Genomic DNA, 19,461 nt, shown 5'->3' with positions numbered 1-19,461 from the left:
TTTATTTGAAGAAAATTTAAAGGCATTGGTAAAATCTTTTGATTACATGCGTGAAAAGTGAGTATATATTGCTATGGGTCTAGATGGTTTTGCGCTTACTCTCCGCCTCCCCGTTTTGCTAACAATTATTGCAATACTTGTTAGTTGTAGCTCCATCGGAAAACCCATCTCCTTATACACAAGTCCCCAAGCTGATGTAAGATAAGCAATTTTCACCCATGAACGGGTCATCTAGCGAACTCACCGATCTTGATTTGGGAGACAAGCGCCTCGAAACACGCGCTGTCCATATTCTCAACGCTATGCTGAAAGCCCCCCAGTCCAGCATCCCTAGGGCTTGCCAGAGTTGGTCAAGCACCTTGGCGACGTACCGTTTCTTCTGGAATGAAGGTAATTGATCACATCCCCACCCCTTGCGGTAAAGCGGGCAGGGCAAAGCCAGCGCGGGCAGCGGTAATAACACTGGCAAGATAAGCCAAGGCAGACTGTCCACGTTTGCGGCAAGTACCGATGATGCTGGCCAGCATGGCAAACGCACGGCTCCCCGTAGCACTCTTTGTGCCATGGTTGGTTTTGCGCAGGATCACCCAATGGCGCAACGCCCGCTCAGCCTCATTATTGGTCAAGGGAAGCCACGGGTGGTCAAGGATTCGGAAAATGGCATCCCAATCATTGATGAACTCTTTCGCCAGTGCCGCCGTCTTGTCATGGGCAGATACGGCATGGATCAAGCATAATGCCCTGAATTCCAGGAGTTTTGCCTGATGGCGTTGACGGATCACGTCGGTTTGCGTCCCCACCGTGCCGCCTGCTGCCCGCCAAGCGTAAATGTCGTCCTGTAATACCCTCAGCCAAGCGAGGGTGAAGTTGCCAAACGTCCGCCCGTCTTTGTCCAGTGATTCTGCCAGCCCACGGGCTTTGCGGATCAGGTGCGCCCAGCAACGCAAGCGTTTGGGGTGGTGGCGGTAAGCGGCATAGCCATCACTCATCAGCCAGCCCCCAAAGTGGGGGCTAATCACGTTGTCGAGCATTTCAATGGTGCGCTGCCCTACGTAGAAACAAACGCTGAGGGTGGTGACGAATGTCCATAGCCACAGGGCTTCGCCACGCTCTTTCCAAGAGGTTTCATCAATATACAGCACCCCGCCGTCAGCGGTGGCTTCTGCCAACAGCCCTTCCACCAAGGCATCTTCCAATGGAGAAGCACTCGCGGCTGCTTCCTCAAAACATTGCTGCAACACCCCGACACTTAGGGGAATGCCCAACACCTCCCGCAACAGTTCTTGTGTGCCACGCAGTGACAAGCGTGAGCGCAGCCGTAGGTGGACAATAAGTGCCGCCAGATTGCCCCCAATCAGCCGCCACTCGCCCACATCAACCTCCGGGTATAACGGGTCGGGAGCTTGGCGATGCGGGATATGGCGGCTCACATGACCGCAGGTGCATACGCTATCGTGAAGGTGGTGGCGGGTGGTGATGACGGTCAGTCCGGGGTTCCCATCCGTGCCAAACTGGATGTCCACACTGTCATAGGCGGTATAAATACGGGAGACAGCCGCATCCAGGGACCTGCCACAGGCTTCACATCGGCTGGGGTAATGGTGTTCGTCTGCATTGATGGGCGGATGCCATACCCGACCATAACCCGGTGCGCCGGGTTGTTTACCCGCTTTGCGTTTGGCTGGTTGGGCTGGCTTTGTGCCCGCCACAGCTTCTGGTTCCGGGGTTGGCTTTCCTCTGGCTGCACCCACCCCTTCTGTTTCGGGCAAAGCCACCGTTTTGGGTGACGTTTCCCACGGGAAACCGCTGCTGGGTGGTTTGGAGGAGTTGTTGGAGTTTTGGTTGATCTGTTCCCGCGCTTCTTTCAGGTCATGCAACAACTTGGTCGACAGGTGCAGCAGTTCCTCCGGCGTGAGCTTGGCAAGGTACTGGCTGTTAAGCTGTTTGAGGCTGTGGTCTTTCAGTTGTTGGGTCATCGGGGGAGTGTCGCAAATTTAGTGCGTTTGGGTAAGGGGGGACTGTTCAGTTACGAATGAAGCGGTGAGCCATGAGGCTTTGATGGCATCCCACTTTGAAGCGACAGAGTACCGAATTCGTCAACTTGCTCCAACGGGCGCAAGCCTTGAATTACCCGGCTGACCTGCTGATACGGGCGCAACATAACCGTGCCTTAGGAGATGACCTAAAGCTGTGGGATGCCATTGAGCAACAACAGGCGTTGACCCGTATCACCTTTACCAAACCACGCAAGCAGGGTGAAAAGCCCCGCAAAGTGGTACAAGAAATCAAGGTGTTACGTTATACCTTGCGTCCCAAGAGTCAGCATCCGATGCTATTGACCTTGGTTCAAGCCAAAGAAATCAACCCACCCGCCGGAAAATCGCCCCTTATTTGGCGTTTAGTCACCAACCGTTGTGTGGAAACAGCCGATGCTGCCTGTGAACTTATCGACTGGTATCGAGCGCGTTGGGAAATCGAGATGTTTTTTGATGTCCTGAAAGTCGGCTGCCGCGTCGAAAAACTGCAACTGGAGACCAAAGAGCGCATCGAAAAAGCCCTCGCGCTCTACATCATGGTGGCATGGCGGATTATGTTTCTGATGCGGCTGGGGCGTACCTGCCCAGAACTCCCAGCTAATCGGGTGTTTGACCCGCTGGAATGGAAAGTATCCTTCCGGCTCGGCAAAAAAGCACTACCCGATGGCATACCGACCCTCCATCAAGTGATCCGCAATCTGGCAGAACTGGGGGGCTTTCTGGGCAGAAAATCCGACGGCGAACCGGGGGCTAAAAGTATCTGGTTAGGCTATTCACGAGTGCTGGACTCATTTATGGCATTCAGATGGCTAGTGAGTTGGGAATGGATTGATTTGTGTATAAGGAGATGCGGAAAACCGTGGCTTCCATTGTCACGTTCATTTGAAACACTCAGCATACGCCGAATCGCATTAGGAACGGGTGGGGCAGTATTGGCTTGCCTGCTACTTTGTTACTTGGTCGGGCTAGTCGCCGTCCTCTTTGGAAACACGAGTATGGAAAATGGGGTATATCAAAGCATGTACTTTGCTATTTTGTTGATTCCCCTAACACTGCTCGGTCTGTTAGTGCTTCTTCCACTGGTGAATTGGTTGGCGCGTTTGAATTATGCTTCACTAACAGGCGTGCTCTTTATTGCCATGTTAGTGGGATTAATTCCAGCACTTATCGCTTACTATTTTCCCAAAAACGCATGGTGTACCAATAACGTCTTGGCTTGTGTGAGCCAAGACTGGTTATCATCACTGTCAGTACGGATGCGGCGAGTGAACACGGTTTTGTGCAAATTGCCGATAATGGTGTTGGAATGCCAGAGACTTACCAACCCGGCAAAGGGCTGGCAAGTATGCGGAAACGCGCCACAACGATTAATGCCACCATCGACATCGCTCACCATTTATCGGACACGGGAACGCAAGTGCGCATCACTTTACGGTAAGGTAGGAGCAATCAGCAGCGACTCACTGGCAACAGGCGCAGCGGACGGTGGCGCAGCGAGTGAAATCGTGGGCGCAATATTAATATTACTACTTACCGTGGACTGATCAGTGGCTTTGGCACTACGCACTGCCTGATTCGCTTCAGCAGCAATATTACCCGGCATACACAACCGAATGTAGCCCTGTAAAGCATTGAAAGCCCCTACCCGATTGGTGTACTGGTTGGCATGGAGACGTTCAACGTACTGCTGCTGCATGGTATGCACCAAATTGCGTACTGAAGAGGCTTCCAACCCTGCCAAAGCATCCTCATTCAAAGTATCAAAACCGGCGCGTGCATACCCAAAAGCGGCTGCCGTCAACGCCAACTCACGCGCACTGGCTTTGGCAATGCCCATCACGCCATTGGTAAATGAACCGGATTGTCCCAGTAAGCTGCTATCACGCTGGCGACCTTGCTTCGACCAATTCATCGCATCCAAATAGTTTTCGCATTTCTGATTAGAGTACTGTACGCCAGCCATAATCACCTGATTCCAATCGTCAGTACTCGCAGGCTGATCCGGTAAACCCGCTAATGTCAATAACGACTGATAGACAGCATCTTGATTCGCTGCATAAGCTGCAACATCCTCAGAATTCATATTGGCATCTGAACCACCATTCAAGGCATCCATGTGATTGAGGGTAGAACACCCTGTCATACCTGATAAGCTGGTAATAAATACAACAGCAACACGCTTAATCAACTGACACTTTTTATTATGCATAGACCAACTATCCTTATTGATAAATAAAACACAAACCTCGCACTTTATTTATAGCATAGTTTATGAATATCATAGGCAACAGATTAAAAACATTTACCTTTGATTTAATTTATAGTCTGGGAAAAACGCATAATGATAGCCAAAATCAATAACAGGGCTAATGAATCGACTCATTAACCCTGTTATTTAATATAACACCAATGACTTATTTTTATTAATAGCTCAGCATCAAAGCCCGACATTCAAAATCATAATCTTGCATATCGACACGCAAAGCATCCTGCACGTTAGCACCAGCAGGTAATTCCAACCCAAAATGCATTCCCTGATAATGACCCGGTTCTACTTTAGCAATACAATAAGGCAAATCTGTATTCACCGCGAAAGCGGCTAAATTGATGTGTGGTGGTGCATTATGCGGTTCTGCAATCCCTGCCATATCACTAGCCGTAGGCAGATGCCAATCTCTCTTACCACAGACACCATAGGCATTCAAGGCTTCGATATAAGACATCGGGTTGCAAGCAGACACTCCAACGCAGGGATAATCCGTACCAGCCGGTGATAAACCAGCAGAACCGTTATAACGGTAGCGCCAATCTTTGTCACGCAAACCGCCATCATCAGTTTTCACTTCCCAAATCAATCCCGTTCTGGTATCCAGCAAACAACTCCATACATCCGCGTCGGCTGGCAAGGTTGAGCCGTCATCACCCAATTTCGTAAAATATGACGGGAAAGATGCAGCGGTTGTGCCTGTGCCGGTTGTGCCTGTGCCGGTTGTGCCTGTGCCGGTTGTGCCTGTGCCGGTTGTGCCTGTGCCGGTTGTGCCTGTGCCGGTTGTGCCTGTGCCGGTTGTGCCTGTGCCGGTTGTGCCTGTGCCGGTTGTGCCTGTGCCGGTTGTGCCTGTGCCGGTTGTGCCTGTGCCGGTTGTGCCGGTGCCGGTTGTGCCGGTGCCGGTTGTGCCGGTTGTGCCGGTGCCCGTTGTGCCTGTGCCGGTTGTGCCTGTGCCGGTTGTGCCTGTGCCGGTTGTGCCTGTGCCGGTTGTGCCTGTGCCGGTTGTGCCTGTGCCGGTTGTGCCTGTGCCGGTTGTGCCGGTGCCGGTTGTGCCGGTGCCCGTTGTGCCTGTGCCGGTTGTGCCTGTGCCGGTTGTGCCTGTGCCCGTTGTGCCTGTGCCCGTTGTGCCTGTGCCCGTTGTGCCTGTGCCCGTTGTGCCTGTGCCGGTTGTGCCGGTGCCCGTTGTGCCTGTGTCGGTTGTGCCTGTGCCCGTTGTGCTAGGGCTAACAACTAACGTACTGGCAGGGGTCGTACCGGTGGTGTCACTGGCAGCAGCTTCAGACCCACCATTATTGCTACTACAAGCACCTAATAAAGAAGGAAGTATCACGGTAGCAACGACAACACTGATTTTCTTCAATGCCAATCTATTATTAAATTTAATCAAATGACTTGCCATAGACATAAAAAATCTCCCTCTATCATTATTAAGTTAATAAAATTAATCAAAATCATTATAAACCTAATGCGTAGCAAAAAAATACAGAGCAATACCGCAAACATTATTCTATTTAATTATGGGCGCATTGTTTAAATTAATCATTTAATGGCATTATGATTTACCTTGCTTTGCACTTTGCTTGACACTGATATTATTAATGGTGGTGTTATGCGAATTATTGCCAATTTCCACATTGCCTCCAATAACATTATCATTCAAGTTTACACTAGAATCGAAAGTACGATTGTCATTGACGCTGTTATCATTGATACGGTTATCATGAATAATGGCATTGACTGTACCAACTGGCTGTTGATAATCATTGAAGCTGTTTAAGCCTTTATTATCTTCACCAAAATCAGCATCGCCATTTGCCATACTCAGGGGGCTTGTGCCGAGCAGCAATAACAGTAGGGTGCTCATAACAAAAGATTTTTGTGCGTTCATGGTCTATTGCTCCGATCAATCGAGTAGAAAGGAGGTAGCCAAGCAGGTTTGGCTACCCAAAGGAAGCGGCATGATTACTGGTTAATCGTGGTGGTGCTGCTGGTATTACCAGAGCTATTCCCAATCGCGATATTGCCAGTGACGCTGTTATCGGAAACATGCGTACCTGAATCATGGTAGCTGTTGTTATTCGTGCTGTGGTTATAATAACGGTTGTCATTAGTCCCCGCCGAGGTAGAGCTGTAGTCGGAATACGTATTCCAGCTATTATCCGTGCTCACATTGGTGCTGTTATTGTTTGAGCTATTATCATCAAAGTCAGCATGGCTAACATTGGCAACCATTAACAGTGCAGTAGCCAGCGTGGTGGCAATCAATTTGAAGGTTTTCATGGGGTATTCCTCGTTCAATCAGATAAAGTAACAGTGGGTATTATTGGTTAACCGTCGTGGTTGAGCTGGCGTTATGAGAGCCGTTGCCGATAGCAATATCGCCGCTTACTGCGTTATTGGTAACATGCGTACCTGAATCATGGTAGCTATTGTCATTGACGCTGTGGTCGTAAACACGATTATCATTGGTGCTATAATCTTGGTAGCTACCATCAGTCGTGCTATTGGTGCTGTTATTAGCTGACCAATTGTAGCTATTATCGTTATAGCTATTATTGTCAAAATCCGCTTGGCTCGCAGAAGCCAACAGCAGCAAAGAAGTAGCAATAATGCCAGCCAGTGTTTTAGACGTTTTCATGAGTTGATTCCTTTTCAAGTGCAGTCAGTAAAGTTTGTTGTTTATGAACCGTTGCTTTATTGCAGTTCATGGTGTGCATGTAATTGATCACATCCCCACCCCTTGCGGTAAAGCGGGCAGGGCAAAGCCAGCGCGGGCAGCGGTAATAACACTGGCAAGATAAGCCAAGGCAGACTGTCCACGTTTGCGGCAAGTACCGATGATGCTGGCCAGCATGGCAAACGCACGGCTCCCCGTAGCACTCTTTGTGCCATGGTTGGTTTTGCGCAGGATCACCCAATGGCGCAACGCCCGCTCAGCCTCATTATTGGTCAAGGGAAGCCACGGGTGGTCAAGGATTCGGAAAATGGCATCCCAATCATTGATGAACTCTTTCGCCAGTGCCGCCGTCTTGTCATGGGCAGATACGGCATGGATCAAGCATAATGCCCTGAATTCCAGGAGTTTTGCCTGATGGCGTTGACGGATCACGTCGGTTTGCGTCCCCACCGTGCCGCCTGCTGCCCGCCAAGCGTAAATGTCGTCCTGTAATACCCTCAGCCAAGCGAGGGTGAAGTTGCCAAACGTCCGCCCGTCTTTGTCCAGTGATTCTGCCAGCCCACGGGCTTTGCGGATCAGGTGCGCCCAGCAACGCAAGCGTTTGGGGTGGTGGCGGTAAGCGGCATAGCCATCACTCATCAGCCAGCCCCCAAAGTGGGGGCTAATCACGTTGTCGAGCATTTCAATGGTGCGCTGCCCTACGTAGAAACAAACGCTGAGGGTGGTGACGAATGTCCATAGCCACAGGGCTTCGCCACGCTCTTTCCAAGAGGTTTCATCAATATACAGCACCCCGCCGTCAGCGGTGGCTTCTGCCAACAGCCCTTCCACCAAGGCATCTTCCAATGGAGAAGCACTCGCGGCTGCTTCCTCAAAACATTGCTGCAACACCCCGACACTTAGGGGAATGCCCAACACCTCCCGCAACAGTTCTTGTGTGCCACGCAGTGACAAGCGTGAGCGCAGCCGTAGGTGGACAATAAGTGCCGCCAGATTGCCCCCAATCAGCCGCCACTCGCCCACATCAACCTCCGGGTATAACGGGTCGGGAGCTTGGCGATGCGGGATATGGCGGCTCACATGACCGCAGGTGCATACGCTATCGTGAAGGTGGTGGCGGGTGGTGATGACGGTCAGTCCGGGGTTCCCATCCGTGCCAAACTGGATGTCCACACTGTCATAGGCGGTATAAATACGGGAGACAGCCGCATCCAGGGACCTGCCACAGGCTTCACATCGGCTGGGGTAATGGTGTTCGTCTGCATTGATGGGCGGATGCCATACCCGACCATAACCCGGTGCGCCGGGTTGTTTACCCGCTTTGCGTTTGGCTGGTTGGGCTGGCTTTGTGCCCGCCACAGCTTCTGGTTCCGGGGTTGGCTTTCCTCTGGCTGCACCCACCCCTTCTGTTTCGGGCAAAGCCACCGTTTTGGGTGACGTTTCCCACGGGAAACCGCTGCTGGGTGGTTTGGAGGAGTTGTTGGAGTTTTGGTTGATCTGTTCCCGCGCTTCTTTCAGGTCATGCAACAACTTGGTCGACAGGTGCAGCAGTTCCTCCGGCGTGAGCTTGGCAAGGTACTGGCTGTTAAGCTGTTTGAGGCTGTGGTCTTTCAGTTGTTGGGTCATCGGGGGAGTGTCGCAAATTTAGTGCGTTTGGGTAAGGGGGGACTGTTCAGTTACGTGTGCATTGTTACTGAGAAGCGCTTTTAAAAGAATCGCATCATTGCGGCATCTTATAATCCCTTAGCTCACTGACATAAGGGATAACAGTAAAATTAATCACAGAGGGTATTTAACGCAATGGCAATCGTGGCATACGCATGAGCAAGCTCAGCTTCGCTCACGCAATACGGTGGCAATAAGTACACCACATTGCCGAGCGGACGCAGCAATAAACCGTGTGCGTGGAAAAACGCCTTCAGTTGTGCCCCGATTGGCGAGGTATAACCCGTATCCGCTGCCACCACATCAAAGGCGGCAATTGTGCCCATCACGCGCACCCGTTGCACTAAGGGATGTGCCGCTAATGTCGCCAACCCTTGCCGATGCCATGCTTCGATGTGCGGCAATTTCGCGAGGGTTTGCTCATCTTCAAACACTTGCAGCGAGGCTAAGGCGGCAGCGCAACCCAGCGGATTGGCGGTGAAAGAATGCCCATGCACCAGCGATTTATCAAACGAGTCACCCAAAAATGCGGCATAAATCGTTTCACTCGCCACCGTCACCGACATGGGCAAAAAACCCGCCGTCAGCCCTTTCGAGAGGCAAATAATATCGGGGGTGACTTGCGCTTTGAGGCTGGCAAACATCGCGCCAGTCCGCCCAAACCCAGTCATGACTTCATCGAAAATCAATAAGATACCAGCGGCGCGTAGGCGAGCGGCGAGGGCTTGCAGAAATGCGGGGCGACACATGCGCATCCCCGCCGAACCTTGGATCAGCGGTTCGAGGATGACGGCGGCGAGCGTGTCACCGTGATCAGCGAGGTAGGTATCTAACCATGCGAGGGCGGCTTGTTCTTTGGCTTCGACCTCGGTGTCGCCGTCCCATGTGGCGGGGTATGGCAATAAGCCGACTTCAAACAGCAAGCTGCCGTAAGTATCGAAAAATCCACAACCTTTTCCGGCGGACATCGCGCCTACGGTGTCACCGTGGTAGCCACCTTCAAACGCGAGAAAGCGGGTGCGTTGCCCTTCGCCGTGGTTGCGCCAGTATTGCAGCGCCATTTTCAGGGCGACCTCTACCGCCGTGGAGCCGTCGTCGCTGAAGAACACGCGGGTTAAGCCTGCGGGTAAGCGTTGTACCAATTCGTGCGCTAATTGTGCGGCGGGTTGGTGGGTGAATCCAGCGAAAATCACTTGCTCCAAGGTGTGCGCTTGGTGGGCAATGGCGGCGGCAATGGTCGGGTGCGCGTGTCCGTGGATGTTCACCCACCATGAAGAAATCAAGTCTAGGAATTCGCGTCCATCTTCGGCATAGAGGCGAATGCCTTTAGCGGAGCGGATCGGGATAGCATCGGGCGCGGTCTGGGCTTGGGTGAAGGGATGCCAGACGTGGCAGCGGTCGAGGTCGGTGATTGTCATTCTTCTGCCTCCTGCAATGTCAGTTCCAATAAACGTAAAATGCCTTCTTTGTCAGTGCTGGCGGCAAGACGTAGGAACAAGGCACTGTCTTTTTGCCGACGTAACTCTCGAACTGTCCAACGGTCACGCGTGCATTGCTGCTCATAAAATCCTCGTTCTAGTGGATCATCAATCTTGAGCAATTCCACTACATGAGACCAACTGAAAAAGTGCGACAGTGTCGCACCTTTTGGGTAAAGTAGATAAAATTGACGAATACGAATCAGATTACTACGACTGAAACCTTTACCAAAACGTAAGGTTAAATCTGTAGATAGCTGTTTAATAAGCGACTTTCCGTAGTCGGCTTTGCTACTTCCACCTTGTTCAAACTCAACGATATGCTGACCAATTTGCCAATACGTTTCCAGTAATTGTACGTTGACAGCTTGTACCGCTCGCAAACGCCCTTGATCGTAGGTGCTGGCAATCGTGGCTATTAGCGTATCGTAAGGTTGTTGGGATAAAATATTATTCACGATTATCATCCTTGGTTAACGTGAGTGTAGAAAGAAAAAAACGCGGTAACATGTCATCAGGACACAACAATTCATCCCGTTCAAGGCAAAACGGCACAGCCCAAACTGTCAATTTATCATCGAAATGAAACGGTGCTAGCATTGTCTCGAATTGTGACGTTTTCGGGTAAATCAGCAACATTTCACCCACACCCGACAGGTATTTCTGACCGTAGGCAAATAGCTGATAAAAATCAGCCTGACTCAAACCGTATTTATCTGTGCCATTTTCCAAGCGTTTCCATTTGGCATCCAACACAAGTTTGGTATCGCGACCTTGGCGAATACACATATCGGGCTTCAGTTGAAACAACGCCTTATCATTATGCTGTACTAACGAATGCAAGGTTGATTGTGGAATCAATTCATACGTAGGTAACAATTGCCTTCTTAAGAGAATTTCAAGATAGCTTTCAAACAATTTTTCCATCGGAAATAGTAATGAAATACCTTGCCACTTACCTTGTAGAAACCACGGTGTTTCACGCATTAAAATCAATTCCACCCACGGCTTTACGGGACGGTAATGCACCATATCACGCTGCGCACTCCAACGTGAAAAATCACGGTTAATCTGCGTAGCGCAAGGAATGGCATCAAATACAAACAGTAATTCACGCGCCAACCGCTGGTTTTCCATTTGCTGACTGGACTTGCTAACCACGCGTAATGCAGCTTTAATCAAGCGATTTTCAGCACGATCTGGCAAGAATTTATCGTATTCAATCTGAAAATAATGCTGGCGTGAAATCGGCTGACGAATTTGTTGAGCAATGCGCAAACGTCCTTTGATGAAAGCCGCTTCTTCCTTGATACGCACATAATCCGAACGGATACCACAATGTACAATGCGTGATACTTCTTGCAGGAATCGCGTAATTAGAATTTCCAGCAATGAACCTTGCCGTGTTGCAAGCGATGCTTCAGTAGATTCGCGGGGCTTCAATTTGTACACGACATTCAGCATTTTTAAAAGCAAGGCGCGGTCTGCTTCAGGATTATCTGTGTCTGCTATTTTTGGTAAAATTTCAATAACCGTACCGCACGGTGTTTCCAAAACACCGACAAAATTCCTGACCTGCAATGATTGTCCGTAATGGCGCAAGAATTCCGCTTCGCCTTTTTTTCGTTGACTTGCCAACGTCTCTAACCACGTAAAGGCTGAAGAGGGAATAGCAGTGCGGCGAATATGCGCGTATTCACGCAAGCATAAAGTAGTCATACACTGGGCTTCATCGCTTTATCATAAATACGCATATAGGTTTTTGGATCATCTAACGCATCAAGATTAATACGATAAATTTTCGAGTTAACCAAACCCTCTGGACTACTTTCAAATAAATCAGCTTCTACGTTTTCTGTAACAATTAGCGCATTACCAACAACCAACCGAATTTTATTCCAATCCTCAAAGAAATATTCTTGCAGCAAAGGTAAAATTTGTCGCTCAAACACCTCGCGCAATTTCGCTAATGGTGACTCATTGGTTAGTGACATAAAAAACGCATGACCTAATGTGTGATCACGATCATACAAGGCAGTGATTCTTTTATTCATTCGTGCCAATAATAACTCGATATTCACACCATCAACGATAATACCGCGCAAAAGCTCCGGCTTCGGCATCATCTCTTCAAAGTGGAAACGACGACGTAATGCAGTGTCCATCAACGCCAGCGAACGATCAGCCGTGTTCATTGTGCCAATGATGTAGAGATTATCCGGTACGGAAAATTCCTCTTTGGAATAAGCATTGGAATAAGGTAGTGTGACAGATAAAGCTTCTGGTGCGCCTGCCCTTTTGGAAGGTTCAATTAGCGTGATTAGCTCGCCGAAGATGTTGGCGATGTTGCCACGGTTGATTTCATCAATAATCAAGACATAATTGGATTTTTCTTCATTTTTTCTGAAACCGTATGTCGTTTCGATATGTTTTTTGATACTACGAGCATAAATAATCCAATCAATCTTTTTATCTTCCAAGAGAAACTTGCGTAAATTTTCCTTGGTAATTGACATGGTATTGCCATTGCCCGTTTGTGGGATTGCTGACAAATTTCCAGTACCGGAGATTCTAACATCAAACGGTCTATCGTGGGCTAACGTTCTCAAAACAAGACCTTTTTCTTCTATCTCATCACATAGCTTCTCATATACTTCATCAAAATTTGATTTTGTTTGTAGGCTGGCTGCTATTGCAATTTTTTTGAAAATACCGTCTTCAACTTTATACTCAATTTTTCCATCGATAGCATTAGCACGAATTCCCTCAATAAAGTCTTCGTAACTGAAACTTTGATGAAAAGTTGTGAAGGCAATTTTTTCCTCTTTGCGTAACTCATCAAACCGCTTCTTCAGCTTTTCCCTGTCTTTAATATTCGCATCAAGAAATGGTTTATCAAGAATTTCGAGTGATTTATTGATAGTGTGATAGGTTTTTCCTGTACCTGGCGATCCATAAAGAATAGTATTTAATGATAAATTTTTCATAATAATAGTACCTTTCTCTTGTTTCTTGTCGTAGTCTTTTGGCATATAACCATTACCATCAAATCGAACCCCTATTTTTTCTGAAACTTTTTTACAAAGTTCAAGCCATTCCAATACATCCTTCTCCTCGCGATGCATTGAAGAACTTACATAATATTTTTCTTTCCCTTCTTCTTTTAACAATTTTACAAATCGCCCTTGATCATATCCAGCACTATGTGCCCATATAGAAGCATCATGTTCTTTTTTATCTTTTGCAAGGATAAAAGAATAATACCCTCTTGTCTGATTTTTCGGTTTCACTCCAATCCTAATAGTCCAACGATCATTATAGCTTTTAGATTGCTCAAAAAAGAGATGATGGTCTGCTTTTGGAAAATATTCTTTAAGCTTTTTTATAACCATCCAAGCCCACTTGCGATCTTCATCCGTGTTAAAACTATCAAACAGTTTTTTAACACTCTCACTTGCATAATCTTCAAAACCCATAAATCCCCATAATAAAAAACTACAAATCGATCTCAATTGTTTCTAACTGATATTTTAATTCTTCTTTCGATGGCAAATACAGTTGATATTTGGAAGCAAAGATATTCGCATCTTTTGGCAATGTCAGTTCTACTAACGCGTCATTCTTGCGATGGCACAACACAATTCCCACTGTCGGCAGCTCATCATCAGTTTTAACGTAACGGTCAAAATAGTTGACGTACATCTGCATTTGCCCCAAATCCTGATGGGTCAGTTTGTCACGTTTGAGGTCAATCAACACATAACAGCGTAACAGGCGGTTGTAAAAAACGAGGTCAACATAAAAGTGATCATTATCAAAGGTAAAACGTTTCTGCCGTGCTTCAAATAAAAAGCCTTTGCCAAGTTCCAGCAAGAAATGTTCAATCTTGTTGATGATGGCTGCTTCTAACTCATATTCGGAATAGCCAGCTCTCTCTTCCAACCCCAGAAACTCCAACACGAATGGATTTTTGATGATGTCTGCGGCTTTCTCAATAACCAACCCCTGTTCTGCCAATTGGCGAATTTCATCCTTGTTACGGCTCAGAGCCAAACGTTCATACAAGGAACTGGCAATTTGCCGCTCTAACTCGCGCACACTCCAACTGTTTGCCGTCGCTTCGATCTCGTAAAAACGCCTCTCGCTTGAGTTGTCAATGGTTAGCAATGTGACATAGTGCGACCAGCCTAACGTAAAACAGGGCATTAACTGTGTAATAAATTCTTGCATAGCATTAAATGGCGTCGTCAGAGAAGATGAGGCAGACAGTGCCTGCCGCATCTTTTCCTCCTCAAAAGTCATTATTGATGCTGTTTTATCAACTAATTTATAAGCACTATAGAATCGGCGACATTGTTTTAGGCTGGTTATCGAAATGCCCTTGATCTGCGGGTTTCCGAGTTCCTTTGCCAACTTCATCATTAATGCTTGCCCATACAGTTCTGCATGACCCGCATTGCCGTTCTCAAACTCGACGATATACCAACCAAACAACCAATTGCGTACAACCAAGTATGTATCAACTGTGCGGCTGGCTCGGTATTGGGTTTCCTGATGCGTTAGGCGGAACAGTTCAACCAACTGATCAAATTGCAAATTATTATTCACGATCATCATCCTTGTTTAACGTGAGGGTAAAAAGGAAAGTACGCACTTCATGATCAGTTTTCATCATCCACATTCCCTACCAACTTTAGCAACGCTCCAATGATAGCATGGCAGCAAATCGTACCTAAGCGCGACTTCACAACCCACATAAGCGCAACGATGACCGACAACAATTCGCCCAAAGCCTATGAGTCCTAAAAGTTATGGGCTAGAATACCGTTTGCCCTAATTTTTACATGTAGTGTCGTATCGTTACCTATGAAAAAACCGAAGATTATCAAGCAACTCCTCGGAGTTGTTGCGCTGCTGAGTATATCGTTCAGCAGTTTCGCCGCTTCGTGTGACCAACAACATGTGAATGTGTTGCACCAAAAAGCCTATGTTTACAACGATGCGATTGCCGCCGCTGCCATGCGATACCGCATCAATCCCGCGTTGATCAAAGCAGTGATTACCGCTGAAAGTTGCTTTAAAAATCAAGCGAGTTCCAACAAAGGTGCGGGCGGTTTGATGCAATTAATGCCTGCCACCGCCCGCCGTTTCGGTGTGTACGACCGCTTTGACCCCTACCAAAACATCGACGGGGGCACACGCTATTTACGCTGGTTGCTCAACCGTTACGGCGGCAGCCTACCGCACGCCATCGCTGCTTATAATGCAGGCGAAGGGCGCGTCGATTATTACGGCGCGGCTGTACCCATTCAAGAAACTGCCGTGTACACCCGCCGCGTCTTAAATGCCTACAGCAAGCTCGCCAGCAACGGGCGCAATATACCCGCACGCCGCGCTAGCTATAATAATAACCAAGCGAGAACAGTACGTCCGGTACTGGTCGCTTACCGCAAACCCGCGCCGAAGCCCGAACCCCGTTTCCAATGGGATGAATTCGCCAGCGATTAATGGGCACGCGTCCGCAGCCAGCCCGTCAAACTGAAACGTTCCCGACGGGCTGGCAGCACTTCATGCCAAAATTTCGCACTACGAAACAGCACCAATTGCCCCGCCTCTGGGAAAATATCCACGTAGTCGCCGCCCTCTTCCCCCGTGGTATACAAGCGCAACTGCCCGCAATCCGCCTCATCCCACCCCTCATTCAAATACAAGACGGCAGTGATAATCCGCGCCGACGTACCCCTAAAATTATCCAGATGCCGCCGATAAAACGCGCCCGGTGGATACACCGCAAAATGCGCTTCAAATTCAAACAAACCCAAATACAGCGCACGGTTCAGATTCACCCGCAAATCGTCCATAAAGGCTTGGTAATCGGCTAACACGCCCTGTTCTGCGGGTTCTAACCATTGCACCTGATCACCACGAATAGATTCATTCACGTTCAGCTCGTGCGCTCGCCCGACACCTGCCGCGTGAAATTCACCCGCCGCCCATTGCGCCTGCGCCTGTTCGCGTAATTCCGCCACTTGTTCCGGCGCTAAAAAGTCAGGCAGCACTAACCAGCCGCGCTCGGCTAAGGTATCAATCACCGTATCCATCATACTGCCAGCCCCAAGCCTCTGGATAAACGCGCTTGGCGATGCCGCAAGCCCATGCTTTGACGCGTAATCCAATGCCGCAACCACGGCACACGATCCACCGCCAGCAAGCCCCCCGCCCGCGCATGACCCAAGGGCGCAAAATCATTGGAAAAAATCCGCACCAGCGTATCGGTGTATTGCAGCACCGCTGCATAATCTGGCTGGCGACGTTGCGCATAATCCGCCAACAAATCCGCATCACCACAATCCGCACCCGTGCGTGCCGCATCCGCTAACAAATCCGCCAGCGTTGCCACATCCCGCAAGCCCAGATTCAAGCCCTGCCCCGCCACCGGATGCAGCGCGTGCGACGAATTGCCGATCACCACCGCCCGTCCTGCCACTTCCCCCACCGACTTCTGCAAAACCAGCGGGTAAGTGGCGCGTTGCCCGACTTTGGTAAATACGCCTTGCCGATAGCCAAATTCCGCCTGCAACTTGCGTAAAAACGCGGCATCATCCAACGCCATTGTTGCCGCAACCTCTTCATCCCGATGCGTCCACACCAGCGAATAGCGCCCTTCAGTCAACGGCAATAGCGCCAGCGGGCCATTAGGGGTAAAGCGTTCATAAGCCGTGTGACGGTGCTGTTCTGCGGTGGTGACATTCGCAATCAACGCCGTTTGGTGGTATTCGCGGCGCGTCGTGGCAATCCCCAGCAAATCGCGCACTGTGGAATTCACCCCATCCGACACCACCAGCAAGCGGGTTTGCACCGTATCCACCACGCCAGCACGTTCGAGGCTCACCTGCGCATAATCAGCGGTTTGCTCCACCCCAAACACTTTCGCTGGAACGAGCAATTCGATGGTGTTGTCAGCGCTGAGTTCGTCGTAGAGCAATTTACCCAACACGCGACTTTCCACCACGTAACCCAAAGCAGGAACATGTTCCTGCGTCGCCGCCAAACGGGTTGCGCCAAAATGCCCACGATCAGAGATGTGGATATACTGGATATTTTCCACACCGTTTTTCAGCTTATGCCACAACCCCATGCCCTGATAAATGCGGCTCGAACCGTAGGACAGCGCAATGGAACGGTCGTCGTAACTCGGCTGTTCCGCCACGCCGAAGTTGAAAGCTTCGATCAAACCGATTTTCAGCTTCAAGGGCTTGAGTGCCACTGCGAGGCTTGCGCCCACCATGCCACCACCGACAATTAACACATCAAACATTGCGCGTCCTCACTCAGAATCATCCTGCATCCTTGAATAAACCAGCCGAGGTGTCAAGCATCGAGTAGTGCCGCACAAAATACCTTGTTCTGGTGATTACCTACCCACTGTATACCGCGTAATGTCCAAGCATAGAGCACTTTTCCACCTAAACTGCACGAGGGCGAGCACCATGAGTAATACCAAATCAATGGGCATGTTATTGCAAGACCCATCCGTACCTGAGCTATTCCAAGACTATCAATTTCCCATAGAGAGCGACTTTCTGACGGGCATGAGTTCCAGCAAACTGACCTTGCAAGATACCGGCGAGTTTGGCGATCTGCGTTACCAAGGGCTGGATTGGGCGACGGCTGACCTGTCGTTCGACACGCTGAACAAAAACGGTAATTTCATCGACAATCCCCAATTTCATCAAGTCAATACGTTTGCAGTGGCAGCATACACGCTTGATTTAGTGGAAAACGCCATCGGGCGGGAAATGAAGTGGAAGCACAATGCCCCTCTGGTGTTGCGTCCGCACGCATTTGACGAAGCCAATGCTTACTATGACGTAGAATCACCCTCACTCAACTTTGGTTCTTTTACCTCACCGTTCCGACGCACCCCAATCTGGACGTGCTTATCCCACGACATCGTGTCGCATGAACTCGGTCATGCCATCCTCGACTCTTTCCGCCCCCAATACGTGTATTCGGAAGAAATTGACACGGGCGCACTGCACGAATCTGTCGGCGACATGATGTCGATGTTCACCGCCCTCAGCCACCGCCCCGTGGTGGAACGCTTGTTCCGTGAATCCGGCGGCGACATGATGAATCCGAGCTTAGCCAGTGGGTTGGCGGAAGAATTTGGGATTGGTCTGTGGGGCGTGAGTTTCCCCTTCCTGCGCTCCGCCTTGAATGGCGTGAATTATGACGTCGCACCGGGGGAAATCCATGACCGCTCCACGGTGTGGACAGCCGCCATTTACGAAATTCTCGCCAAACTCGTTGCCGAAGCAATACCGCCGACTGCCAAGGCTACCCTACAAAATGCCCCCACGTTTAGCCAAAGCAAGCCACGGCGCAACATAATGCAACAGTCTAACCCACAACAACAAATGGCTTTCGAGGACTACTACGCGCAAGGCGATAACCAATGTGACCTTGATGCCTTCTTCAGTGCCATCATCGCCGCTAGCGAACGCGTGAAGGGCATGATGTTACGGGCACTTCAGGACATCCCACCGACGGGCGTAACCTTTCCCACCTTGGCTCGCGTCTTGTATAACGCCGATGCACGCTTATTCCCCGCTGACCCGCACCCGCGTGAACTGGCGAAAGAAGTCTTTCAACGGCGCATGTTGTGGAACGAGGACATCGACCTAAGCGCCCCCGGCATCGGCACACGTTTTGAAGAAGCCTCCTTCGCTGGCAATACCGCTCTGATGCGAGCTGTTTACGAAAACGCCGAGGCACTGCGCATTCCGATGAGCGAAGGCGCACGCATCCTCAATGCCCGCGTGAGCACCGTCACCCGCACCGTGGATGCAGGGCTAGAACAACGCGGCAGCGGCACGAAAACCATGACCGAACGTTACTTGTATTACAGCTATGAAATGATGATCGACCTCTGCCCGGGCTTAGGCTTCTTTATCCTCATCGCCAAGGGCGGCACACTGGTCATGGATGAAAATTGGAATGACTTGCAACTAGCCACCGACCCCGACACGCTCATCACGCCTGTTGAGCAAGTCAGCGAGAGCGGCGAACCCGCAGGCGCACGTATAGTACGGCTGGCAAAGGAACGTTTCACCCGTATTCATCACCGCTCATTACGCGCCTTCCGCGATGGCTTAGTTGATGCGAATGGTCACTTACCGAGCGGGGAACATGCGCTACCGTTCAAGATCGTGAAACAATCCAGTGGTGCTACGCGCCCCGTGCGTCACCGTTGCAACCTAAAAGAGCACCTGCCTGGGGTCGCTGGCAAACACGGCGGCTTCCCGTTTAAGCTGGATTAATAGCGACCAGATGCTT

Annotated in this window: 18 protein-coding genes; 4 read left to right on the top strand and 14 right to left on the bottom strand. The window is 49.8% G+C overall.

Features of this window, described 5'->3' with window-relative positions:
• Positions 1-218 precede the first annotated feature (218 nt).
• Positions 219-398 (top strand): IS4/Tn5 family transposase DNA-binding protein, encoded by a 180-nt coding sequence (locus tag J1836_RS10870; protein ID WP_207251105.1) that lies wholly within the window; start codon positions 219-221, stop codon positions 396-398.
• Here J1836_RS10870 and tnpC (J1836_RS10865) read toward each other — a convergent pair whose 3' ends face one another.
• Complete coding sequence (gene tnpC, locus J1836_RS10865) at positions 399-1,976, bottom strand: IS66 family transposase (RefSeq protein ID WP_242632653.1); 1,578 nt, start codon at positions 1,974-1,976, stop codon at positions 399-401.
• A 95-nt stretch (positions 1,977-2,071) separates the two neighbouring features.
• On the opposite strand from tnpC (J1836_RS10865), the gene J1836_RS10860 reads away from it, so the two are divergent.
• Positions 2,072-3,580, top strand: a complete 1,509-nt coding sequence (locus J1836_RS10860) for an IS4 family transposase (RefSeq protein ID WP_207251104.1) — start codon at positions 2,072-2,074, stop codon at positions 3,578-3,580.
• Here the strand turns inward: J1836_RS10860 and J1836_RS10855 are convergent.
• From J1836_RS10855 to J1836_RS10805, 11 genes are all read right to left on the bottom strand, one after another.
• Positions 3,466-4,245, bottom strand: a complete 780-nt coding sequence (locus J1836_RS10855) for a hypothetical protein (RefSeq protein ID WP_207251103.1) — start codon at positions 4,243-4,245, stop codon at positions 3,466-3,468. The two genes, J1836_RS10860 and J1836_RS10855, sit on opposite strands and share 115 nt — an antisense overlap.
• Before the next feature lie 214 nt (positions 4,246-4,459).
• Positions 4,460-5,707, bottom strand: coding sequence for an Lcl domain-containing protein (locus tag J1836_RS10850; RefSeq protein WP_207251102.1), 1,248 nt, complete (start codon positions 5,705-5,707; stop codon positions 4,460-4,462).
• A 147-nt stretch (positions 5,708-5,854) separates the two neighbouring features.
• On the bottom strand, positions 5,855-6,190 hold the full coding sequence (locus J1836_RS10845) for a hypothetical protein (RefSeq protein WP_207251101.1): 336 nt from the start codon (positions 6,188-6,190) through the stop codon (positions 5,855-5,857).
• A 74-nt stretch (positions 6,191-6,264) separates the two neighbouring features.
• Entirely contained in the window at positions 6,265-6,582 is a 318-nt protein-coding gene (locus J1836_RS10840; protein WP_207251100.1) for a hypothetical protein, read from the bottom strand.
• A 40-nt stretch (positions 6,583-6,622) separates the two neighbouring features.
• Complete coding sequence (locus J1836_RS10835) at positions 6,623-6,940, bottom strand: hypothetical protein (RefSeq protein ID WP_207251099.1); 318 nt, start codon at positions 6,938-6,940, stop codon at positions 6,623-6,625.
• A gap of 87 nt (positions 6,941-7,027) precedes the next feature.
• Positions 7,028-8,605 (bottom strand): IS66 family transposase, encoded by a 1,578-nt coding sequence (gene tnpC / locus J1836_RS10830; protein WP_242632653.1) that lies wholly within the window; start codon positions 8,603-8,605, stop codon positions 7,028-7,030.
• A 149-nt stretch (positions 8,606-8,754) separates the two neighbouring features.
• Positions 8,755-10,062, bottom strand: a complete 1,308-nt coding sequence (gene bioA / locus J1836_RS10825; protein ID WP_207251098.1) for an adenosylmethionine--8-amino-7-oxononanoate transaminase — start codon at positions 10,060-10,062, stop codon at positions 8,755-8,757.
• Positions 10,059-10,580: a DUF1016 N-terminal domain-containing protein gene (locus J1836_RS10820; RefSeq protein ID WP_207251097.1), complete on the bottom strand. Its 522-nt coding sequence runs from the start codon at positions 10,578-10,580 to the stop codon at positions 10,059-10,061. The genes bioA and J1836_RS10820 overlap by 4 nt, the downstream gene beginning before the upstream one ends.
• A complete protein-coding gene (locus J1836_RS10815; protein WP_207251096.1) occupies positions 10,573-11,841 on the bottom strand; it encodes an McrC family protein in 1,269 nt (422 codons plus the stop codon). The genes J1836_RS10820 and J1836_RS10815 overlap by 8 nt, the downstream gene beginning before the upstream one ends.
• Positions 11,838-13,598 (bottom strand): McrB family protein, encoded by a 1,761-nt coding sequence (locus J1836_RS21795; RefSeq protein ID WP_278189477.1) that lies wholly within the window; start codon positions 13,596-13,598, stop codon positions 11,838-11,840. The genes J1836_RS10815 and J1836_RS21795 overlap by 4 nt, the downstream gene beginning before the upstream one ends.
• Positions 13,599-13,617: 19 nt before the next feature.
• Entirely contained in the window at positions 13,618-14,730 is a 1,113-nt protein-coding gene (locus J1836_RS10805) for a PDDEXK nuclease domain-containing protein (protein ID WP_207251095.1), read from the bottom strand.
• Positions 14,731-14,988: 258 nt separating this feature from the next.
• Here J1836_RS10805 and J1836_RS10800 point away from each other — a divergent pair, with 258 nt between their 5' ends.
• On the top strand, positions 14,989-15,630 hold the full coding sequence (locus J1836_RS10800; RefSeq protein ID WP_207251094.1) for a lytic transglycosylase domain-containing protein: 642 nt from the start codon (positions 14,989-14,991) through the stop codon (positions 15,628-15,630).
• Here the strand turns inward: J1836_RS10800 and J1836_RS10795 are convergent.
• Positions 15,627-16,226 (bottom strand): 2OG-Fe(II) oxygenase, encoded by a 600-nt coding sequence (locus J1836_RS10795; protein ID WP_207251093.1) that lies wholly within the window; start codon positions 16,224-16,226, stop codon positions 15,627-15,629. The genes J1836_RS10800 and J1836_RS10795 overlap by 4 nt on opposite strands.
• Positions 16,223-17,440: a 2-octaprenyl-6-methoxyphenyl hydroxylase gene (gene ubiH / locus J1836_RS10790; protein ID WP_207251092.1), complete on the bottom strand. Its 1,218-nt coding sequence runs from the start codon at positions 17,438-17,440 to the stop codon at positions 16,223-16,225. Before ubiH ends, J1836_RS10795 begins: the two co-directional genes overlap by 4 nt.
• 172 nt (positions 17,441-17,612) lie before the next feature.
• On the opposite strand from ubiH, the gene J1836_RS10785 reads away from it, so the two are divergent.
• Positions 17,613-19,445: a gluzincin family metallopeptidase gene (locus tag J1836_RS10785; protein ID WP_207251091.1), complete on the top strand. Its 1,833-nt coding sequence runs from the start codon at positions 17,613-17,615 to the stop codon at positions 19,443-19,445.
• Positions 19,446-19,461: the final 16 nt, after the last annotated feature.

This window comes from Thiothrix fructosivorans, from assembly GCF_017349355.1.
Lineage (GTDB): Bacteria > Pseudomonadota > Gammaproteobacteria > Thiotrichales > Thiotrichaceae > Thiothrix > Thiothrix fructosivorans.
This window is presented reverse-complemented; position numbering and strand designations above follow the sequence as displayed.